The sequence below is a fragment of the Haloferax sp. S2CR25 genome, assembly GCF_031624535.1.
In the GTDB taxonomy this organism is placed as follows: Archaea; Halobacteriota; Halobacteria; order Halobacteriales; family Haloferacaceae; genus Haloferax; species Haloferax massiliensis.
In genome coordinates, this window is the sequence record NZ_JAMQOO010000006.1 from 141,040 (window position 1) to 162,230 (window position 21,191).

Consider the following 21,191-nt stretch of genomic DNA (forward strand, 5'->3'; position numbering starts at 1 on the left):
CCGGCCGAATGGACTTCGAGACCATCCCGGGCGTCGGCGAGAAGACCGCCGCCGCGCTCGCGGAACTCGACGACGCCGAGCGAGCGCTCACCGACGGCGACGTGGCGGCGCTCGCGCGGGCACCGGGGCTCACGGAGGGCCGGGCGGCGGCCATCGCCCGCGGGGCGATTCGCCGCGACCACGGCGACCCCGGCGGCTTCCTCGCCACCGACCGCGCCTCGGAACTCTACCGCGACGCGCTCGGTCTCCTGCAGGCGCGGACAGTCACGACGTACGCCGAGAAGCGACTGGAGACGCTGTTTCCCACCGGGTCGGCCTCGCGCATCGAGGAGGTCCGGGCGTTCGCCGCCGACGCGACCGACCTCGACCCCGACCCCGACGTGCTCGCGGCGCTGTCGGGCGTCGAACCCCTCGCGGACCCGAAACCGCGTCGCGTCCGCGAGCGCTGTCTCGCCACCGCCGACGCGGAGCGCTACGCCGCCGCCAAGGAGGCGTTCCCCGAACTCTCCATCGAGGTCGTCGAGAACGGCCGCGACATCGCCGAACTCGCGCGGTCGTACTCGACGGTGGTCGTGCTGGACGAGTCGTTCGCCGGCATCGACGTCGACGGCGACGTGCGCGTGCTCCCCGACGCCGCCGAGCGGACCGACGAGGTCGTCCCCGAGCGACTGCTCGCCTTCTTCGCCGCGAACCGCGAGGCCCTGGAGGCGGCCGCCGCGGTCCACGAAACCGCCGGTCTCGACCCGCCCTGTGACCTCGCCGCCCTCCGCGACGCGCTCTCCCGACTGGCCGAAGACGGGACCGTCCTCGGCGACGACGAACTCGAACGCCTCTCGAACGCGGTCGACGACCTCGACACCGCCGTCTCGACCGCCGAATCGGTCGCCAACGACCGCCTCCGCGACGCGATTCGAGAGCGCGACGTGACCATCGAAGGGACAGATTTCCTGTCTCTCGTCGAGCAGGGCGCGCGCGTCGACTCCCTGCTGTCGCGCGAACTCGAAGACGAGTTCGACGAGGCGCTGGCCGCCGCCCGCGACCACCTCGTCGAGTCGCTGTCGCTCCGCCCCGGCGAGGCCGACCTCACGGAGCGCGTCTTCCCCGAGGACCCGTCGTTCCCGCTCGGCCACGACGAGGAGGCGGTCGGCCGCCTCCGAACCGAACTGAAGGCCGCCCGCGACCGCCGCGCCGCGAAGCTGAAAGCCGACCTCGCCGCCGACCTCGGCGACCTGCGCGACCCCGTCGAGACGCTGGTCCGCGACGCGCTCGAACTCGACGTGCGCCTCGCCGTCTCGCGGTTCGCCCGCGACTTCGACTGCGTCTTCCCCGAGTTCACCGGCGCGGCCGGAAACGACGGAGCCGGGTCGTTCGCCATCGAGGCCGGCCGCTCGCCCCTCCTCGACGTGGACTTCGCGGACGTCGACCCGGTGGACTACGAGGTGTCGGGCGTCACGCTCCTGTCGGGCGTCAACAGCGGGGGCAAGACCTCGACGCTCGACCTCGTGGGGCTCGTCGTCGTCCTCGCGCACATGGGGCTTCCCGTGCCCGCCGAGTCGGTCCGGCTCTCGCGGTTTTCCGAACTCCACTACTACGCCAAGTCGCAGGGAACGCTCGACGCCGGCGCGTTCGAGAGCACGCTCCGCGACTTCGCCGCGCTCACCGACGGCGCGGCCGACCGACTCGTCCTCGTGGACGAACTGGAGAGCATCACCGAACCCGGCGCGTCGGCCAAAATCATCGCCGGCATCCTCGAAGAACTCGCCGAACAGGGCGCGGCCGCGGTGTTCGTCTCGCACCTCGCCGGCGGCATCCGAGAGGCGGCGGACGTGTCGGTCGCGGTCGACGGCATCGAGGCGGTCGGGCTGGAAGACGGCGAACTCGTCGTCAACCGCTCGCCCGTGAAGGACCACCTCGCGCGTTCGACCCCGGAGCTCATCGTGGAGAAACTGGCCGGCGAGAACGAGACGAGTTTCTACGGACGACTGCTGGAGAAGTTCGACTGACGCCCTCGCCCGCGGCGACGCACGATTTATCTTGACTCGCCGACAACTCCGCCCGTGCCCTCCGATTCGCTCTCCCCCGAGGAACGACAGCAGTACGACCTCGTCTACCACGCCACGAAAAACGCCATCTGGGACGTGCTCGGGACCGCGGTGTACCTGCTGTTTCTGGTGTTCGGCGGGTTCCTCGTGCTGTCCGCCTTCGTGCTCCCGGCGCTGGGTGCGTTCTCGCAGACCGCCGATTCGCCGGTCGTGCTCGGTATCGGCGCGGTCGGGCTGATTCTGCTCGTCGCCATCGGCTACCGAATCGTTCGGCTCCTTCAGTAAGTGACGTACCGGCTCGCGACCTCCCACCGGACCGTGGCGACGACGCCGACCGCGCCGAACAGTACGGCGACGAATGAACCGCTGTCGTCGGGGCGGTGTAGTCGATGGTCGCGTCGAACTCGAACGCGTGGTAGGTGCCGTCGCGCTCGACGAGTCCCGGGAGGTTCCCGGGGTCGTCTTCGAACCGAAGCACCTCGCCGGCGAGGGCGCGGTCCACGGCCCGCTGTTCCGACTGCGAGAGTTCGCTGTACAGCGGGGGAACCGTCTCCGGCGTCTCCGACAGTTGCCCCTCGTATCGATAGCTGTAGTCTTCGTCAGCGACGAAACCGAACCCGAGCACGCCGCCCCCGACGAGCGCAAGCGAGACGAGCAGCGCGGCGAGTTGTATGCGAGTTGCCATGACTGCGCATCCATTGTTGGAAAATTAACTATTGTGGCTCGGTTCCGGTGGTTGGCGGTTGAACGCGTCCGGGACGCGTCGAGACAACGCGTCCGTCCGCCCCCCGTCGGACGCCGCCGCGGTAAACGATTAAGTCCCCCGCGCGTGGTACTTTACTCGATGAGGGAGGACCCCGAAGAGGGGATGCTGTCGTGGGACGAGACGGTGTTCCGCGACGAACACGTCTTCGAAATCGACCACGTTCCGGAGACGTTCAACCACCGCGAGAGCCAACTGCGGAGCCTGAAGTACGCGCTTCGGCCCGCGGTCCGCGGCTCTCGCCCCCTGAACACGATGGTGCGCGGGCCGCCGGGGACGGGCAAGACCACCGCGGTCCAGAAACTGTTCGGCGAGTTGGGCACGCAGTCGGGCGTCCGGACCGTCCGGGTGAACTGCCAGGTCGACTCGACCCGCTACGCGGTGTTCTCGCGCGTCTTCGAGCACATCTTCGAGTACGAACCCCCGTCGTCGGGCATCTCGTTCAAGAAGCTGTTCGGCCAGATAACCGACCGCCTCGTCGAGGACGACGAGGTGCTCGTCGTCGCGCTCGACGACGTGAACTACCTGTTCTACGAGAACGAGGCGTCCGACACGCTCTACTCGCTGTTACGCGCCCACGAGGCGCACTCCGGCGCGCGCATCGGCGTCATCATCATCTCGTCGGACCTCTCGCTCGACGTCATCGACGAACTCGACGGGCGCGTCCAGAGCGTCTTCCGGCCCGAGGAGGTGTTTTTCCCCCGCTACGACGTGGACGAAATCGTCGATATCCTCCGCGGCCGGTCGAAACGCGGTTTCCACGAGGACGTCATCGGCGCGCCCGAACTCGACCAGGTCGCGGAGTTCACCGCCGACAGCGGCGACCTCCGGGTCGGCATCGACCTGCTCCGTCGCGCCGGGCTCCACGCCGAGATGCGCGCCTCCCGCACGGTCGACATGGAGGACGTGGAAGCGGCCTACGACAAGTCGAAGTACGTCCACCTCTCGCGGTGTCTGCAAGGGCTTTCGGACCCCGAGCGCGAACTCGTCCGGGTCGTCGCCGAGTACGACGGCGAGCGCGCCGGCGCGGTGTACGACGCGTTCAACGAGGAGACCGACCTCGGCTACACGCGCTACTCCGAGCTCGTGAACAAACTGGACCAACTGGGCGTCATCGAGGCGCGCTACACCGAAATCGAGGGACGCGGCCGCACCCGCGCCATCTCGCTCGCCTACGACGCGGACGCGGTCTTAGACCGGCTCTGACGCGCCGCGTTCAGGACCATTTTTACTCGCCGACCGAGTCGACTGAGCCATGAAGACTACCGGCGGAACCGACGCGCAGAAGCGCCGCGCCGCGGCGGCGGCGGTCGAAGCGGTCGAAGACGGGACCGTCGTCGGCCTCGGCACCGGCAGCACCACCGCCTTCGCCATCCGCGCCATCGGCGACCGCGTCGCCGACGGCCTTGACGTTCGGGGCGTCCCGACCTCCTTCGCGGCCCGCGAACTCGCCCGCGAGTGCGGCATCCCCGTCGCCGACCTCGACGAGGTGGACGCCATCGACCTCGCTATCGACGGGGCCGACCAGGTGGCGACGACCGACGGCGCGCTCGTCAAGGGCGGCGGCGCGGCCCACGCCCGCGAGAAGGTGGTCGACGCCTTCGCCGACCGATTCCTCGTCATCGCGGACCCCTCGAAGACCGCTGAGACGCTCTCACACGCCGTGCCCATCGAGGTGCTTCCGTCGGCGCGGACGACCGTCGCGGCGGGCGTCTCGGACCTCGGCGGCGAGGCGGCGCTCCGCCGAGCAGAGCGCAAGGACGGCCCCGTCGTCACCGACAACGGGAACCTCGTTCTCGACTGCGAGTTCGGGACGATTTCGGACCCCGAGTCGCTCGCGGCCGCCCTCGCGTCGCTCCCCGGTGCGGTCGAACACGGCATCTTCGTCGGCCTCGCGGACGCGGTCTACGTCGGCACCGACGACGGCGTCGACGTGACCGAGTTCTGACTCGGTTGGTCCGGCGCTCGAACGGGTCTGGGACTGACCGAGTGGTCCGGCGCTCGAACGGACGCCTTCGACCGGCTCGACTCGCGGGGCGAGTCGACTTCCTTCGGGGGGCACAGCCGGCGCTCGTCGGGCGGCGATAAAAGAACGAGAGGTCTAAAGACCGAGTTTACAGGTCGCGGGGCTGGACCGTCTTACGGTCGTTCTGCTCAGCGCGGCGAGCAGCGTCTTCGAGAAGCTCCTTGACTTCCTCGTCGAGAGCGTCGTAGAAGTCCGAGGCCACGTTCTTGTCCTTGAGCGCTTCCTTGACGGCTGCCTTGACAATGAGGTCTGCCATACAGAATGTTCTACCGATTCTCCTTTAATAAACTTTCCTATATTGGACGTTAATACCGCCGGATTTGGGGGTTATGGCGCTTCTATGAGGACGGATTTCTCGGGAACAATCTCCACTTATATATGCTTTGCCCCCGCGAGGGCGGAACGACGGGTATGAGTACGCCTCGGGCCAACGTGCGGGCATGCGCGACATCTTGGAGGCGGTCGCGGACGGTTCGCTCTCGCCCGCCGAGGCCGAGGTACGACTCTCCGGGTACGCGACGACAGACGCCGGACGGTTCGACGCCGCCAGAGAGACCCGGCGCGGCGTCCCCGAAGCGATTCTCGCGGAGGGAAAAACGCCGGACGAGACGGCCACGCTTGCCGTCGCGGCGGTCGAGACCAGCGGCCGGGCGCTCGTCACTCGGGCCGACACCGCCCACGCCGAGGCCGTCGCCGACGCCCTCCCGGACGCCGACATCGACCGCGACGCCCGGGCGAAGACGGTCGTCGCGGCCGCCCCGGAGTTCGAGCGCCCCGACCTCGACGCGACCGTCGCCATCGCCACCGGCGGCACCTCCGACGCCGAGGCCGCGGGCGAGGCGGCCGCCGTCCTCCGCGAGATGGGCGCGGCCGTCGAGCGAATCGAGGACGTGGGCGTCGCCCACCTCGGCCGCGTGCTCGACAACCTCGACACGCTCCGCGAGGCCGACGTGGTCGTCGTCGCCGCCGGCCGCGAGGGCGCGCTCCCCACGGTCGTCGCCGGCCTCGTCGACACGCCGGTCATCGGCCTGCCCGTCTCGACGGGCTACGGCCACGGCGGCGACGGCGAGGCGGCCGTCCTCGGGATGCTCCAGTCGTGTACCGTCCTCTCCGCGGTGAACGTCGACGCCGGCTACATCGCCGGCGCGCAGGCCGGACTCATCGCCCGCGCGGTCGCCGACGCCCGCGGCGACGACGCCTGACCGGGCGCTGTCTGTTCCCTCGTCGTCGACTACTTGTGCCCCTCGTGGTCGTGCGCGATTTCGCGTGCGTACGCACACGCGCGAAGCCCTCATATGGGTGGGGTACCGTGTGGCATACACCGGCTTGGTGGCTGCCGGACCGCAACAATGCCAGTCTGTGACCACTGCGGGTCACACGTCTCCGAGCGCTTCGCACGCGTGTTCGCCGACAAGGACGGTCAGGTTCTCGCCTGTCCCAACTGCTCGGCGAACGCGGGTATCGCGGAGGTCGCTCGACAGCGTGCCCGCACCGCATGACCACTGAAGCGACAAAAGACCACCACGCGAAGCCAACTCCCCGTGCGCGAGGTCGGGCGCAGGGTTCATACCCGCGCCCCTGAACCATTCTCTCGTGCACTTCGTCTACGTCATCGAGTGTAGCGACGGCTCGCTGTACACCGGATACACGACCGACGTGGAGCGACGCGTCGCCGAACACGACGCCGGCGAGGGAGCGAAGTACACCCGCGGCCGGACCCCGGTCGAACTCGTCCACGTCGAGGAGTTCGACTCGAAGTCGGCGGCGATGTCCCGCGAGTACGAGATCAAACAGCTCCGTCGCCGGGAGAAACTGCGACTCGTCGAGTCGTGAGCGAGTCGGGACCGCGTCGGAGTCGCGTCGCGGTCGCGTCGCGGTCGGCGTGTTCCCACCGGGTCGCCGCCGCCGCACGGCCCGACTCTATTTGGTTCGTAACGTAGTTTTTTGCCCCGCCGCGGAGTGGTTCGCGTATGGACGAAATCTCATTCGGGACCGACGGGTGGCGCGCCACGCTGGACACCTTCACCGACGACCGGGTCCGCGTCGTCGGACAGGCGGTCGCGGACTACCTCGCCGACGAGGGGTTCACCGCGCCGGTGCTCGTCGGCTACGACGCCCGCGAGACCTCCCCCGGCTTCGCGGAGTCGCTCGCGGAGGTCGTCGCCGGCAACGGCTTCGACGTGCTCCTGCCGGAGCGGGACTGTCCGACCCCGCTCGTCGCCTACGCCATCGCCGAGCGCGGCCTCTCGGGGGCGCTCATGGTCACGGCCTCGCACAACCCGCCGGAGTACAACGGCGTGAAGTTCATCCCCTCGGACGGCGCGCCGGCGCTCCCCGACGTGACCGACGCGGTCGCCGAGCGACTCGCCGAACCGGACCTCCTGCCCGAGTCCGAGCGCGGCACCGTCGAGCGCGTGGACGTGGTCTCCCCGCACGCCGACCACGCGATGGACCTCGTCGGCGACGACCTCTCGGGTCTCACGGTCGTCTACGACGCCATGCACGGCAGCGGTCGCGGCGTCACCGACGCGCTCCTCGAAGCCGCCGGCGCGGAGGTCGTCCGCCTGCGCTGTGAACGCGACGCCGACTTCGGCGGCATCTCGCCGGAGCCCTCCGCGGATAACCTCGAAGGCCTCGCCGAGGCGATGGCCGAACACGACGCGGACCTCGGGGTCGCCAACGACGGCGACGCCGACCGAATCGCCATCGCCACGCCCGACCGGGGCGTCCTCGACGAGAACCTCTTTTTCGCCGCCGTCTACGACTACCTGCTCGAATCCGACTCCGGGCCGGCCATCCGGACCGTCTCGACCACGTTCCTCATCGACCGCATCGCCGAAGCCCACGGCGAGGAGGTGTTCGAGACCGCGGTCGGCTTCAAGTGGGTCGCCGACGGCATGCGCGAGCACGACGCGCTCATGGGCGGCGAGGAGTCCGGCGGCTTCTCCGTCCGCGGGCACGTCCGCGAGAAGGACGGCGTCCTCATGGGCCTGCTCGCGGCCGCCGCGACCGCCGAGGAGGACTTCGACGCCCGCCTCGACCGCATCGAGGCCGAACACGGCGAAATCGTCGCCGACAAGATAAGCGTCGCCTGCCCCGACTCCGAGAAGGCGCGCGTCATCGACGACCTTGAGGACGTGCTCCCCGAGACGGTCGCCGGCCGCGACATCGCCAAGGTCGTCACGCTCGACGGCTTCAAACTCCTCTTAGAAGACGGCTCGTGGCTCCTCGTCCGCCCCTCGGGGACGGAGCCGAAGATGCGCGTCTACGCGGAAGCCGGGAGCGAAGACGCGGTGTCGTCGCTCCTCGACGCCGGCCGCGAACTCGTCGAACCGCTCGTCTGAGCGGACCGCCCTCAGAGCTCTCGTCTCTCTTCTTCGTCGCCGACCGGCCTGACGACCCCGCGGTACGCCGGCGTGAAAAGCGGGAGCGTCTCCGCGTGCTCGGTCAGCGAGACGCCGTCGCCCGCCGACTCGACGAGGTCCGCGGCCCGAAGCTTCGGCAGGTGGATGTGGACGATGCCGACCTCGGCCTGCTGGACGACCTGCATGTCCACCTCGTCGGGCGGGAGGTCGGTCGTCCGCACCGCGAGGGCGACCGCGAGGTCCCAGACCGTCGCCGGCTCCGACCGGTCGTTGAGATACTCCAGCACGTAGCGGCGCGACGGGTCCGCGAGCGCATCGAAAACGCGGTCCCAATCGGTCAGGATACGGTCGCTCCGGTCTCGCTTTGCCATGGGCTTGACTCCCTAGCCCTTGACGACCGGCGGGTAAATCTGTGTCGGTTGTTAACTATTATCATCTTCCGGAGTCGGCGGCGCGGCCGTCACTCGTCGCGCAGGACGCCGCGAAACCGTCCTTCCCCGCCGTCCCGCTCCTCGATATCGAATCCGAACGACTCGTAGAACGGCCTGACGCCCCCGTCGAAGTCGGCGACGAGTCGGCCCCGACGGTCGAGCGCCGCCCGGACGAGTTCGGTTCCGACGCCCCGACCGCGACGACTCGGCGAGGCGGCCACGGCGTCGACGTAGTCGCCGTCGAGCACCAGCGCGCCGACGACCCGACCTGACGCCTCGGCGACGAGGCAGTCGCCGGCGGCCAGTCGGTCGCGGACCTTGCCCGCGTCGGCTTCCAAAAGCCCGGCGTCGAACACGCGCATCACGGCCACCAGTTCGTCGGGGTCGCCCTCGCGGACTGTGGTGGCGTCGTCGACTCCGTCGGCCGCACGGTCTCTCTCGGTGTCGTCCATGCGCCGACTACCCGCCTTTGATGAGGCGGAGCACCTTCACGCGGTCGACCTCGACGGGCTGGTCTTCGGGGACGGGGCGGCCGTCGACGAGGACGGTCACCTCGTGGGGGCTGAGGTCCACCGCCCGCACGAGGTCCGCGTAGGTCCCGCCGTCGCCGACGGCGACCTCGCTGGTCTCCTCGCCGACGACCTCGACGGTCACGTTCATGGTCGCTCGTGGGTCGGGCGCGGGTTTCAGTCCGTCGGCTCGGCGTCGGCCGAGGGCGCTCTCCGTCTCGCACGGTTTATGTGCGGGGCGGTCGGTAGAACGGATATGAGCGAGGCCGCGGAGTCGGGCGACGCCCCGGCGGGTCGTGAAATCTGGATCGAGAAGTACCGACCGCAGACGTTCGACGACGTCTACGGACAGGACGACATCGTCGAGCGCCTGCGCAGCTACATCGAGCGCGACGATCTGCCGCACCTCCTGTTCGCGGGGCCGGCGGGCGTCGGCAAGACCACCTCCGCGACGGCCATCGCCCGCGCCATCTACGGCGACGACTGGCGCGGCAACTTCCTCGAACTCAACGCCTCCGACGAGCGCGGCATCGACGTGGTCCGCGACCGCATCAAGAACTTCGCGCGCTCGTCGTTCGGCGGCCACGACTACCGCGTCATCTTCCTCGACGAGGCCGACTCGCTGACGAACGACGCGCAGTCGGCGCTCCGCCGGACGATGGAGCAGTTCTCCGACAACACGCGCTTCATCCTCTCGTGTAACTACTCCTCGAAGATTATCGACCCCATCCAGTCGCGCTGCGCGGTGTTCCGATTTTCCCCGCTCGGCGACGACGCCGTCGCCGAACAGGTCCGCGACATCGCCGCGGCCGAGGACATCGAGGTCACCGAGGACGGTCTCGACGCGCTCGTCTACGCCGCCGGCGGCGACATGCGACGCGCCATCAACTCCCTGCAGGCCGCCGCGACGACCGGCGAGGTCGTCGACGAGGAGGCCGTCTACATGATTACCTCGACCGCCCGCCCCGAGGACATCGAGAAGATGGTCCGGGACGCCATCGACGGCGAGTTCACGGCCGCGCGCAAGCAGTTGGAGACGCTCATCGTCGACACCGGGATGGCCGGCGGCGACATCATCGACCAGCTCCACCGCTCGGTCTGGGAGTTCGACCTCGACGAGCGCGAGGCCGTCCGCCTCATGGAGCGCATCGGCGAGGCCGACTACCGCATCTCCGAGGGGGCGAACGAGCAGGTCCAACTCGAAGCGCTCCTCGCGTCGCTCGCGCTCTCGCAGAACTGAACTCGGTACACTGAACCGGCCGCGCCGACCGCCGCGGTCCCCGGTCGTCTCCGGTCTCTCCGCTCGTTTTCACTCGCCCGTCACGCCCGGAACTCGAAGCGCGCGCCGCCCGCGGTCCCGGAGGTCACGACAGCCGACCAGCCGTGGGCCTCGGCGATGGATTCGACGATGGCGAGGCCGTAGCCGATGCCGTCGTCGCCGGTCGTCTCGCCCGGTTCGAACACCTCGTCGCGGCGCTCGGGCTCGATGCCCGGGCCGTCGTCTTCGACGTAGAAGCCGCCGTCGACGCCGCCGACCTCGACGCGCACGTCGCGACCGCCGTGTTCGACGGCGTCACCAGACGCAGTCTGGTTGCCCGTGGAACCATGTTCCACGGCGTTCCGAAACAGGTTCGCCAGCAGTTCGACGAGGCGGTCCTCGTCGGCGTCGACGACGACCGACTGGCAGGTGACCAACTCGGCGTCGGCGGTCTCGGTCGTCGCCCACGCCTGCCGGGCGACCGCCCCGAGGTCGACCCGCTCGGTCTCGTCGACCAGTTGGCCGCGGCGGGCGAGCGACAGCAGGTCGTCGATGAGCTGTTCCATCTGTTCGAGCGCCCGCTCGGCGGTGTCGAACCGCGTCTCCTCGCCGGTCTCGCGGGCGAGGTCGAGGTTTCCGCGGGCGACCGAAAGCGGGTTCCGCAGGTCGTGGCTCACGATGTTCGCGAACTCTTCGAGCCGTTCGTTCTGTCGCTCTAGCTCGCTTTCGCGGGTCTTCCGCTCCGTGATGTCGGTGTAGATGGCGTACCCCGCCCCGCGCTCCTCGCCGGGCGACAGCGGGACGACGTTCAGGATGAACTCGCGGACGCCGTCGTCGGTTCGGCGGCGGACCTCGCCGCGGTAGCTCTCGCCGGCGGCGACGAGGAGTTCGGGGATGGTCTCGTCGGCCCCCGGCTCCGGCACCGGGTCCGGGTCCGGCTCCGGCGGGACGATTCGCCCGAGGAGGTCGCTTCCGACCACGTCGGCGGCGTCGTAGCCGAACGCCGACTGGAACGCCCGGTTCACGTCGCGAACGGTGACCGCGCCGGCTTCCACGTCGTAGGCGACGGCGGCGTCGGAGACGTGTTCGAACAGCGCCGTCGAGCGGTCGCGCTCGTCTCTGAGCCGCGACTCGGCGCGGATGCGCTCGGCGGTGACCACGACGTGCGCCATGAGGAGTTCGGTCAGTTCGGCGTCCCGCTCGTCGAACGCGGCGGGCGTGAACGCGGTCGCCTGAAAGACGCCGATGTCGCCGATTGGAACGCTCAGGACGGCGCGGTACATCCGCTTGACCGGCCGCGCCTCGGGGTGGTCGCGCACGTCGTCCGTGATGTCCGTGGTCCCAGACAGGAACACCTCGGCCGCGATGCCGCCGTCGTCGAGCGGGACGCGCTCCGCGCCGTCGGCCGGCGCGTCCGACGAGATGGCCGCCGGGACGATGTAGCCGTCCTCGACGACGCCCACGTAGCTGATGTCGAACTCAAGGATGTCGTCGGTGATTTCGACGGTCTGCTCGAACAGTTCGTCGAGGCTCGTCGCCGCGGCCAGTTCGGTGGCCCCTCGGTGGAGTCGCTCTATCTGCTCGCGGCTCTTTCTGAGGGCGGCTTCGGACTCGATGCGGCTCCTCGTCTCGGAGACGTAGGATACGAGGAGTTCGGCCAGCGTGAGGTCGGTCTCGTCGTACGCGCCGACCTCGTTGGAGATGGCTTGGAACACCCCGTCGTCGCCCGCGGGGACGCTCACCGCCGAGCGATAGGCGGAGTCGTTGGGGTCGGCTTCCGGGTGGTCGCGCACGTCGTCCACGAGAAACGAGCGTTTGGTTCGGTGCGTCTCCCCGAGCAGGCCCATGTCGCTGGGTATCGGGCCCAGTCCGGCCATGTCGTCGTTGTTGGCGACGACGTAGAACCCCTCGCCGTCGTGGCGGAAAAACGAGGTGTTGTCGAATTCGAGGATGTCCTCGGTGAGTCCGATGGCGCGTTCGTACAGTTCCTCGACCGTCTCGGCGGCGATGAGCTCCGTCGTCCCCTCGTAGAGCCGTTTGAGGCGGTCCCACTCGGGGTCGTTCCTCGGCTCCACCGCCCGCTCGGCGTCCCGCCCCGAGCCCGCGTCGTCGGCGGACGCGAGCAGCCAGCGGACCTGCGATTCGAGCGCCGCGCGGTCGCCGCGGCTGACGTAGGCGTCGAATCGCTCGGGCCGCTCGACGTCCTCGGGCGGCGCGTCGGTGTACAGCACCGTCGGCACGTCGCAGGGAACCTCCGCGTCCGGGCCCGTGACGACGACGCACGCCGCGTCGCTCGGGGCGCTCTCGTCACTCGGTGACGCCACCGTGACCCCGTCGCCGAGGTCGATATCGTCGGAGTCGTCGTCCACGAAAACCGTTGGGTCCCTCGCGTGCACAGCAGTCCTCCTATCGAACGGCAACGAGAACTATAATCGTTGCGGCATGTTCCCAATAAGCAAGAACACGCCGCGAGCCGTTTGAATCGGCCGTGAGACACGACCCTGCCGTCTGATTACTCAGTTTAGCGACCAGAAACCGTAGTTGAGCGCGGCGGCAAAGCACGTCCACAGGAGATAGGGGACGAGGAGGGCGGCGGCCCGTCGGTCGACGGCGACGAACTCGCGCATCGTCGCCAGAATCGCCGCGAGGAGGACGACGATGACGGCGAGACCCGCCGCGGGCGACTGCAGGCCGAAGAACGCCGCGGACCACGCGACATTGACGACGAGGTGACCGACGAAGACGGCGAGCGCGCGCTCGCGGCGGGGGTGGTCGCGCCGGGAGACGAGCCACGCGGCGACGCCCATCAGGGTGAAAAGCGTCACCCAGACCGGGCCGAACACCCAGTTCGGGGGGGCGAACCACGGGCGAGCGAGCGTCGCGTACCACGACCCCACGGCGGTGACGGTGAAGACGCTCCCGAGCGCGCCGGCGAGTTGCGCGAGGACGACCCACGCGAGCAGTTCGACCGCGGGCCGCCGCCGGAGTGAAGCGAGTTCCATACCCCTCGTACGCTCGGGAGGGAAAAGAACGACGCGGCCCGTGCGGGCGAAATTGTGGGGAATCGGGCGTCTGCGTCCATTTCCCGGAACTGTTTTACCCGACGGTAGACCAGAGTTTGGCAATGAGCGAACTCGAAGCGGAGTACCGCCTCGACTACTTCGAGGAGGAGGGCTTCTACCGGAAGCAGTGCCCCGTGACGGGCGTCCACTTCTGGACACGAGACCCCGACCGCGAGACCTGCGGTGAACCGCCCGCCGACGACTACACCTTCATCGACAACCCCGGCTTCGACGAGGAGTACACTCTCGAAGAGATGCGCGAGAAGTTCCTCTCTTTCTTCGAGGAACACGACCACGAGCGCATCGACCCCTACCCGGTCGCCGCGAACCGCTGGCGCGACGACGTGCTCTTGACGCAGGCATCTATCTACGACTTCCAGCCGCTCGTCACGTCCGGCGAGACGCCGCCGCCGGCCAACCCGCTGACTGTCTCCCAGCCTTGCATCCGGATGCAGGACATCGACAACGTGGGCAAGACCGGTCGCCACACGATGGCCTTCGAGATGATGGCGCACCACGCGTTCAACGCCCGCGAAGAGGCGGGTGACAAGTACGCCTACTCGGGCGAAGTCTACTGGAAGGACGAGACGGTCCGCCTCTGCGACGAGTTCTTCGAGTCGCTCGGCGCGGACATCTCCGAAATCACCTACATCGAGGACCCGTGGGTCGGCGGCGGCAACGCCGGTCCCGCCTTCGAAGTCCTCTACCGCGGCGCGGAACTCGCCACCCTCGTTTTCATGTCGATGAAGCAGGACCCCGAAGGCGAGTACGAACTCAAGGACGGCAACACCTACTCGCCGATGGACACCTACATCGTCGACACCGGCTACGGGCTCGAACGGTGGACGTGGGTGTCACAGGGGACGCCGACGGTGTACGAGGCCGTCTACCCCGACATGATAGAGTTCCTGAAGGACAACGTCGGCATCGAGCACACCGAAGAGGAGGAGGAACTCATCCACCGCGCGGCGAAGCTCTCTGGCCACCTCGACATCGACGAAATCGACGACCTCGCCACCGCGCGCGCCGGCGTCGCGGGCGAACTCGGCGTCGACGAGGCCGAACTCACCGCGTTGCTCCGCCCGCTCGAAGACATCTACGCCATCGCGGACCACTGCCGCACGCTCGCGTACATGTTCGGCGACGGCATCGTCCCCTCGAACGTCGGGACGGGCTACCTCGCCCGCATGGTCCTCCGACGCACGAAGCGCCTCGTGGACAACCTCGGCGTCGACGCCCCGCTCGACGAGCTCGTGGACATGCAGGCCGAGCGGCTGGACTACCAGAACCGCGACACCATCCGCGACATCGTCCGCAGTGAGGAGCGCAAGTACAGAAAGACGCTCGAACGCGGCTCCCGCAAGGTCCAACAGCTCGCCGACGACTACGCCGACAAGGACGAACCCATCCCGGTCGACGAACTCATCGAGCTGTACGACTCCCACGGCATCCAGCCCGACATGGTGCAGGAAATCGCCGAGGAGCGCGGCGCGACCGTCGACATCCCCGACGACTTCTACTCGCTCGTCGCCGACCGCCACGAGCAGGTCGACGGCGAGGAGGACGCCGAGGAGCGCGACGACCGCCTCGGGGACCTCCCGGCGACGGACAAGCTCTACTACGACGACCAGGAGCGCACCGAGTTCGAGGCCGTCGTCCTCGACGTGTTCGAGCGCGAGGAGGGCTACGACGTGGTCCTCGACCAGACGATGTTCTACCCCGAAGGCGGCGGACAGCCCGCCGACCACGGCTCGCTCGCCACCGACGACACGACCGTCGAGGTGACCGACGTGCAGATCGTGGGCGACGTGGTGCTCCACCGCACCGACGAGGACCCCGGTAAGGGCGAGTTCGTCCGCGGCCAGCTCGACGCCGAGCGCCGCCGTCGGCTCATGCGCCACCACACGGCGACCCACGTTATCGGCCACGCCATCCGGACGGTCCTCGGCGACCACATCCGGCAGGCCGGCGCGTCGAAGGGCGTCGACCGCTCGCGGCTCGACGTGACCCACTACGAGCGCATCACCCGCGAAGAGGTAAAGCAGATAGAGCGCGTCGCCAACGAAATCGTGATGCAGAACATCCCGGTCAAACAGGAGTGGCCGGACCGCCGCGACGCCGAGAAGAAGTACGGCTTCGACCTCTATCAGGGCGGCATCCCGCCGGGCGAGCAGATTCGCCTCATCCACGTCGGCACCGACGTGCAGGCCTGCGGCGGTACCCACGTCAAGCGCACCGGCGACATCGGGGCCATCAAGGTGCTGACGACGGAGCCCGTCCAAGACGGCGTCGAGCGCGTCGCCTTCGCGGCGGGCGACGCGGCCATCGAGGCCACCCAGCGCACCGAGGACGCGCTGTACGGCGCGGCCGACGTGCTCGACGTGAACCCCGCGGACGTGCCCGAGACGGCCGAGCGCTTCTTCACCGAGTGGAAGGAGCGCGGCAAGACCATCGACCGCCTGAAGACGGAGCTCGCCGAGGCGCGCGCCGCGGCCGGCGCGGACGAAATCGACATCGACGGCACGCCCGTCGTCGTCCAGCGGCTCGACGGCGACGCCGACGAACTCCGCGCGACCGCCAACGCGCTGGTCGAGGAGGGCAAGGTCGCCGTCCTCGGCTCCGCCGCGGGCGGGAGCGCCCAGTTCGTCGTCGGCGTCCCCGACGACGTGGGTATCAACGCCGGGCAGGTCGTCGGCGAACTCGCCGGCAAGGTCGGCGGCGGCGGCGGCGGCCCCGCGGACTTCGCGCAGGGCGGCGGCCCCGACGTGGACGCGCTCGACGACGCGCTCGACGAGGCCCCCGACGTGCTCCGGACGGTCCTGAACGCCTGAGTCGGTCCCGCGGCTCCCGCGAGTTCGCTTCGTTTTCGCTTTTTCGCGCCCGAGACGGACGCCCTAAGTCGCTCGCCCGCCGAGCCACCGGTATGCCCACGGCAGTCGCGGACGGGGTCGAACTGTACTACGACAGCGAGGGCGACGGCGAGACGGTCGCCTTCGTCGGCGACGCGGGCTACGGCGCGTGGCAGTGGGGCTGGCAACACGCCGCCGTCGCCGGCCCCTACGAGAGCCTCGTGACCGACCTCCGCGGGGCCGGACGCTCCGACGCCCCCGCGGGACCGTACTCGGTCGAGACGCTCGTCTCCGACCTCGTGGCCGTCCTCGCGGACGCGAACGTCCGGAAGGCCCACCTCGTCGGGTTCGGCCTCGGCGGGCTGGTCGCGCTGGAGGCCGCGCGGACGACGAACCGCGCCCGGAGCCTCACGCTCGTCGGCACCGCCGCCTCCGGGGAGGGAGTCGACCCCGAACCGCTCTCTGCCGCGCCCGACGACCCGGCCGCGCTCCGCGAGTCGCTCGCGCCGGCGCTCTCCGAGGCGTTCCGCGCGGAACAGCCCGAGGTGGTCGACCAACTCGTCTCGTGGCGCGGACGCGAAGACGCCGACCCGGAGGCGTGGGCCGCGCAGGCCGCCGCCGTCGCCGACTACGACGCCGGCCCGCTGTACGAGGTGACGGTCCCGACGCTCGTCCTCCACGGCGACGACGACCCGGTCTGGCCGGTCGAGGGGGGCCGCGCGCTGGCCGAGGGACTCCCGCGCGGCGAGTTCGAGTCGTTCGCGGGCGCGCGGCACCTCGTCACCGTCGAGCGGTCGCGGCTCGTCAACGACGCGCTCGTCTCCTTTCTCGAATCGGTCGGCGACGACTGAGCGTCGTTCCGGCGCGTTCGCCCCGCTGTCGCGGCCGCCGTCGCGCCTCGCAGATGCCGGCAGTGAGCGGTCCGGGCGCAACTTCTTTAGAGCCCCGCCGATTGTCTCTCCACGATGACTCGCCCGCGACTCGCGTTCTTGGACGCCTCCCACGGCGATTCGAGCACGTCACGAAACTTCAGGCGCGAACTCGACGCCGACCTCGTCGAGTTCGACGTTACCGACGGCCGTCTCCCAGACCACTTCGACTACGACGGCGTCGTTATCAGCGGCTCGTCGTCGTCGGTCTACTGGGACGAGCCGTGGATTCGAAGCCTCGTGTCGTGGGTCGCCGACGCGGACGAGCGCGGCGTTCCTCTCTTGGGCGTCTGTTTCGGCCATCAGGTCGTCGCGGCGGCCCTCGGCGGCACCGTCGAGGACATGGGCGAGTTCGAACTCGGCTACAACGAAATCGAACGCACCCGCGCCGACGACGAGGACGACATCCTCGCCGGCATCGGCGAGCGATTCACCGTCTTCACCTCCCACGGCGACCGAGTGGCCGAACTCCCGTCGGGCGCGGACCTCCTCGCCGAAAACGAGTTCGGCGTCCACGCGTTCCGCCGGAACCACGCCTTCGGCGTCCAGTTCCACCCCGAGTACGACACCGACACCGCCGAGACCATCGCCCGGCAGAAGGAGTTCCTCCCCGACGAGCGGATTCAGTCGGTCGTCGACGGCATCACGCCGGAGAACTACGCCGCGGCCTGCGAGGCCAAGCGCCTGTTCGACAACTTCGTCGGCTACGTGAACCGGGCGAACGCGGGCTCGGTCGAATCGGCGGCCTGACGGCTCGACTGCCGTCTCGCGGTTTCGGAGCCGTCTCTGAATCACGACCGCCCGGCTTTTCGACCGTCCGTCTCCGCGAACCTCGACCGAGCGAATCGCTTTTCACCGCGCCGAGCGCAGAAACCATCATGCTCGATTATCTGGAATTGGAGGGCGACCTGACCGGCGAAGAGAAACTCGTCCGCGACGAGGCCCGGCGCTTCGTCGACGAGCAGGTCAAACCCGACATCGGCGAGCACTACGAGGCCGGGACGTTCCCGACCGACCTCATTCCGAAGATGGGCGAACTCGGCTTCTACGCGCCCAACCTCGACGGCTACGGCCTCCCCGGTCTCGGGGAGCTCGCCTACGGCCTCCTGATGCAGGAACTCGAAGCCGGCGACTCCGGCCTCCGGTCGATGGCGAGCGTCCAGGGGTCGCTCGTCATCTACCCCATCCACGCCTACGGCTCCGACGAGCAGAAACAGCGCTGGCTCCCGAAACTCGGGTCGGGCGAAGCGGTCGGCTGTTTCGGTCTGACCGAACCGCAACACGGCTCCGACCCGTCGGGGATGGAGACCCGCGCCGAGCGCGACGCCGACGGCTACGTCCTCAACGGCTCGAAGACGTGGATTACGAACTCGCCCATCGCCGACGTGGCGGTCGTCTGGGCGCGCGACGTGTCGGCGGAGGGGTCGCCGGTCCGCGGGTTCCTCGTCGAGACCGACCGCGACGGCGTGACGACGAACAAAATCGAGGACAAGCTCTCGATGCGCGCGTCGGTCACGGGCGAAATCGGCCTCGACGACGTGCGGGTCCCCGAGGAAGACGTCCTCCCGGGCGTCGAGGGGATGAAGGGGCCGCTTTCGTGTCTCACGCAGGCGCGGTTCGGCATCGCGTGGGGCGTCGTCGGCGCGGCACGCGACGCCTTCGAAGACGCCCGTCAGTACGCGAAGGACCGCGACCAGTTCGGCGGCCCAATCGCGCGGTTCCAGCTCCAGCAGGGCAAACTCGCCGAGATGGCGACCCAAATCACGAACGCGCAGTTGATGGCCCACCGCCTCGCCGACCTCAAAGAGCGCGGCGACCTGCGGCACCAGCAGGTGTCGATGGCGAAACGCCACAACGTCCGCGTCGCCCGCGAGGTGACCCGAACGGCCCGCGAGATGCTCGGCGGCAACGGCATCACGACCGACTACTCGCCGATGCGCCACATGGAGAACATCGAGACCGTCTACACCTACGAGGGGACCGACGACATCCACACGCTCGTTCTCGGCGCGGACCTGACGGGAATCGAAGCATTCCACTAGAACTCGGGAGCGGACGCCCCCGTGGCTTTCGCGGTCGTGCGTGACGCATGACAACAGTACACATACATTTATATCTCCCCGCCCATAGGATACGATAGAGGCCCCACAATGACCACATCGGCCCAGGACCGTCCGACGGCGCTCGACCTGTCTCGCGAAGAGACGTGGGTCGTCCACGCCGCGTTGCTCGACGCCATCGAGCGGGCGGTCGATGCAGACGAAGAGCCGACGCCGGCCCCCGGCCTGCTCGCGCGGGTCGAGGCCGGCGACGAAGATTTCGACAGCGCCGAACTCGACTATCTCGTAGACGCCCTCCGCACCTATCGGAAGCGGGCACCCGCCCGGGACGACCACCACATCTCGCGCGTCCTCGAACACATCGAGGCCGCGCGGGTATAGTCGCCCGCCCGACGCCCAGTTCGCTGCTTTCCTTTCGCCGTCCCCGACGCGGTCCCCGATTTCTCGCGTCGCCGATGCGGGCGTTTTAGTACGCGGTGCGGCCAACGCCCGGCGATGGCTATCGACTCGAACTTCGACCAGAACCGGGAACGTGCGGGCGAGGAAAACGGCGTCGCCGTCTGGGGACCCGTCGACCCGCCGGCGAAACTCGGCATCCACGGCACCCACGTCGCCGTCGACTACGACATCTGTCTCGCGGACGGCGCGTGCCTCGAAAACTGCCCCGTCGACGTGTTCACGTGGGTCGACACGCCCGACCACCCGGTGAGCGAGCGGAAGGTCGAACCGACCAACGAAGACCAGTGTATCGACTGCATGCTCTGTGTCGACATCTGTCCCGTCGACGCCATCGACGTGGACGCCTCGCGGCAGGCCTGACGCGAAGACCAGACGTTATCTCTCCGGGCCGCGTCGCGTCGGCCATGGGTCTCATCCACACCGCCCTCGTCGTCTCGGATATCGACGCCACGCTCGACTTCTACGCCGACCTCGGCCTCGAACAGACGAACGAGTTCGAACTCGACGGCGTCCGGAACGTCTACGTCGGTAGCGACGACACCGACATGGAACTGCAGTTCAAGTACGACCCGACCTCGGCGGCCCGCGTCGAACCCGCCGGCATCGACCACGTCGCGGTCGAAGTCGCCGACGCCGACCGCGCGTTCGAGGACATCGTCGAAGCGCAGTCGCCCGAGGTCGTCAAGCCGCCGGTGGACATCGACCCGGCGAACGCCCGCGCGGCGTTCGTGAAGGACCCCGACGGTTACGTCGTCGAACTCGTCGCGCTCGAAGACTGACTCCCCCGCGCCGCCGACCCGTCTCGCACGCCGATTTTCCCCGACGCCGACGCGTTGGCCACCCGCTTGGCCCGCCGCGGCGAACAGCTATTTGTTGCCAGAGCGTCAATACGAAGTCGCTATGTCTGAGGACGTGACCGCGCTGTTGAAGCGCGCCTATCAGGACGAGATCGAGACGGTGATGAACTACATGACGAACTCCATCGTCCTCGACGGCGTCCGGGCGGAGGAGATAAAGGAGTCCCTCCAGACCGACATTCAGGAGGAACTCACCCACGCCGAACAGCTGGGTAACCGGCTGAAGCAGCTCGACGAAAAGCCGCCGGGTTCGGCGTCCTTCGAGGCGCGCCAGCACGACCTCCAGCCCCCGGAGGACAGCACGGACGTGCTCGCCGTCATCAACGGCGTCCTCACGGCCGAGGAGGACGCCATCGAGACCTACCGGGCGCTCATCGACGCCGCGGAGGAGGCCAACGACCCAGTCACCGAGGACCTCGCCGTGACCATCCTCGCCGACGAGGAGGCCCACCGGACCGAGTTCCGCGGCTTCAAGAAGGAGTACGACCGCGAATAGCGTCGCGGGCGGCGGGCGACCGCACCCGCGACGGTCGGCGTGGTACCGGTGCGACGGTTCGGCGACTCCGATTATTCTTCATTTC

Annotated in this window: 22 protein-coding genes; 16 read left to right on the forward strand and 6 right to left on the reverse strand. The window is 68.9% G+C overall.

Going from position 1 to position 21,191, the window contains the following annotated elements:
- The first annotated feature begins 8 nt into the window (after positions 1-8).
- The 4 genes from NDI65_RS15255 to rpiA all read left to right on the forward strand — a co-directional run bounded on the left by NDI65_RS15255 (position 9) and on the right by rpiA (position 4,753).
- Positions 9-2,003, forward strand: coding sequence for an endonuclease MutS2 (locus tag NDI65_RS15255; protein WP_310893811.1), 1,995 nt, complete (start codon positions 9-11; stop codon positions 2,001-2,003).
- Positions 2,004-2,057: 54 nt separating this feature from the next.
- Entirely contained in the window at positions 2,058-2,327 is a 270-nt protein-coding gene (locus NDI65_RS15260) for a hypothetical protein (RefSeq protein ID WP_089777258.1), read from the forward strand.
- Positions 2,328-2,886: 559 nt separating this feature from the next.
- Positions 2,887-4,011: an ORC1-type DNA replication protein gene (locus NDI65_RS15265; protein WP_089777260.1), complete on the forward strand. Its 1,125-nt coding sequence runs from the start codon at positions 2,887-2,889 to the stop codon at positions 4,009-4,011.
- 49 nt (positions 4,012-4,060) lie between these two features.
- The gene (gene rpiA, locus NDI65_RS15270) at positions 4,061-4,753 is read left to right on the forward strand and encodes a ribose-5-phosphate isomerase RpiA (RefSeq protein WP_089777261.1); all 693 of its coding nucleotides are present in this window, start codon (positions 4,061-4,063) and stop codon (positions 4,751-4,753) included.
- A 166-nt stretch (positions 4,754-4,919) separates the two neighbouring features.
- Here the strand turns inward: rpiA and NDI65_RS15275 are convergent, their stop codons facing one another.
- Positions 4,920-5,087, reverse strand: a complete 168-nt coding sequence (locus NDI65_RS15275; RefSeq protein ID WP_004045310.1) for a DUF1931 family protein — start codon at positions 5,085-5,087, stop codon at positions 4,920-4,922.
- Between the two features lie 184 nt (positions 5,088-5,271).
- Between NDI65_RS15275 and larB the strand changes: the two genes are divergently transcribed.
- The 3 genes from larB (at position 5,272) to NDI65_RS15290 (ending at position 8,175) form a co-directional block, all read left to right on the forward strand.
- The gene (gene larB / locus NDI65_RS15280; protein ID WP_089777262.1) at positions 5,272-6,033 is read left to right on the forward strand and encodes a nickel pincer cofactor biosynthesis protein LarB; all 762 of its coding nucleotides are present in this window, start codon (positions 5,272-5,274) and stop codon (positions 6,031-6,033) included.
- A gap of 391 nt (positions 6,034-6,424) precedes the next feature.
- On the forward strand, positions 6,425-6,664 hold the full coding sequence (locus NDI65_RS15285) for a GIY-YIG nuclease family protein (RefSeq protein WP_089777263.1): 240 nt from the start codon (positions 6,425-6,427) through the stop codon (positions 6,662-6,664).
- A 137-nt stretch (positions 6,665-6,801) separates the two neighbouring features.
- Entirely contained in the window at positions 6,802-8,175 is a 1,374-nt protein-coding gene (locus NDI65_RS15290; RefSeq protein ID WP_089777264.1) for a phosphoglucomutase/phosphomannomutase family protein, read from the forward strand.
- Between the two features lie 11 nt (positions 8,176-8,186).
- Here NDI65_RS15290 and NDI65_RS15295 read toward each other — a convergent pair whose 3' ends face one another.
- The 3 genes from NDI65_RS15295 to samp2 all read right to left on the reverse strand — a co-directional run bounded on the left by NDI65_RS15295 (position 8,187) and on the right by samp2 (position 9,287).
- Positions 8,187-8,567: a helix-turn-helix transcriptional regulator gene (locus tag NDI65_RS15295; RefSeq protein ID WP_089777265.1), complete on the reverse strand. Its 381-nt coding sequence runs from the start codon at positions 8,565-8,567 to the stop codon at positions 8,187-8,189.
- Positions 8,568-8,656: 89 nt separating this feature from the next.
- The gene (locus NDI65_RS15300) at positions 8,657-9,079 is read right to left on the reverse strand and encodes a GNAT family N-acetyltransferase (RefSeq protein WP_089777266.1); all 423 of its coding nucleotides are present in this window, start codon (positions 9,077-9,079) and stop codon (positions 8,657-8,659) included.
- 7 nt (positions 9,080-9,086) lie between these two features.
- The gene (gene samp2 / locus NDI65_RS15305; RefSeq protein ID WP_004973827.1) at positions 9,087-9,287 is read right to left on the reverse strand and encodes a ubiquitin-like modifier protein SAMP2; all 201 of its coding nucleotides are present in this window, start codon (positions 9,285-9,287) and stop codon (positions 9,087-9,089) included.
- Positions 9,288-9,392: 105 nt separating this feature from the next.
- Here samp2 and NDI65_RS15310 point away from each other — a divergent pair, with 105 nt between their 5' ends.
- The gene (locus NDI65_RS15310) at positions 9,393-10,376 is read left to right on the forward strand and encodes a replication factor C small subunit (RefSeq protein ID WP_089777267.1); all 984 of its coding nucleotides are present in this window, start codon (positions 9,393-9,395) and stop codon (positions 10,374-10,376) included.
- Positions 10,377-10,456: 80 nt separating this feature from the next.
- Here the strand turns inward: NDI65_RS15310 and NDI65_RS15315 are convergent, their stop codons facing one another.
- Together NDI65_RS15315 and NDI65_RS15320 are read right to left on the reverse strand one after the other, a co-directional pair.
- Positions 10,457-12,763, reverse strand: coding sequence for a GAF domain-containing protein (locus tag NDI65_RS15315; RefSeq protein WP_193310922.1), 2,307 nt, complete (start codon positions 12,761-12,763; stop codon positions 10,457-10,459).
- 147 nt (positions 12,764-12,910) lie between these two features.
- The gene (locus tag NDI65_RS15320) at positions 12,911-13,396 is read right to left on the reverse strand and encodes a TspO/MBR family protein (RefSeq protein WP_089777269.1); all 486 of its coding nucleotides are present in this window, start codon (positions 13,394-13,396) and stop codon (positions 12,911-12,913) included.
- Between the two features lie 122 nt (positions 13,397-13,518).
- Here NDI65_RS15320 and alaS point away from each other — a divergent pair, with 122 nt between their 5' ends.
- The 8 genes from alaS to NDI65_RS15360 all read left to right on the forward strand — a co-directional run bounded on the left by alaS (position 13,519) and on the right by NDI65_RS15360 (position 21,106).
- Complete coding sequence (alaS, locus tag NDI65_RS15325; RefSeq protein WP_310893812.1) at positions 13,519-16,287, forward strand: alanine--tRNA ligase; 2,769 nt, start codon at positions 13,519-13,521, stop codon at positions 16,285-16,287.
- Between the two features lie 92 nt (positions 16,288-16,379).
- Positions 16,380-17,156 carry an alpha/beta hydrolase gene (locus NDI65_RS15330; protein ID WP_089779814.1) on the forward strand — a complete coding sequence of 259 codons (777 nt, stop codon included), beginning with the start codon at positions 16,380-16,382 and terminating at the stop codon, positions 17,154-17,156.
- Positions 17,157-17,270: 114 nt separating this feature from the next.
- Positions 17,271-17,984, forward strand: a complete 714-nt coding sequence (locus tag NDI65_RS15335; RefSeq protein ID WP_089779812.1) for a type 1 glutamine amidotransferase — start codon at positions 17,271-17,273, stop codon at positions 17,982-17,984.
- Between the two features lie 128 nt (positions 17,985-18,112).
- Entirely contained in the window at positions 18,113-19,276 is a 1,164-nt protein-coding gene (locus NDI65_RS15340; protein ID WP_310893813.1) for an acyl-CoA dehydrogenase family protein, read from the forward strand.
- Positions 19,277-19,384: 108 nt separating this feature from the next.
- Entirely contained in the window at positions 19,385-19,675 is a 291-nt protein-coding gene (locus NDI65_RS15345) for a hypothetical protein (protein WP_089779808.1), read from the forward strand.
- Between the two features lie 114 nt (positions 19,676-19,789).
- Positions 19,790-20,113: a ferredoxin family protein gene (locus NDI65_RS15350; RefSeq protein WP_089779806.1), complete on the forward strand. Its 324-nt coding sequence runs from the start codon at positions 19,790-19,792 to the stop codon at positions 20,111-20,113.
- 44 nt (positions 20,114-20,157) lie between these two features.
- Entirely contained in the window at positions 20,158-20,532 is a 375-nt protein-coding gene (locus NDI65_RS15355) for a VOC family protein (RefSeq protein ID WP_089779804.1), read from the forward strand.
- A 121-nt stretch (positions 20,533-20,653) separates the two neighbouring features.
- On the forward strand, positions 20,654-21,106 hold the full coding sequence (locus NDI65_RS15360; protein WP_008576810.1) for a ferritin-like domain-containing protein: 453 nt from the start codon (positions 20,654-20,656) through the stop codon (positions 21,104-21,106).
- Positions 21,107-21,191: the final 85 nt, after the last annotated feature.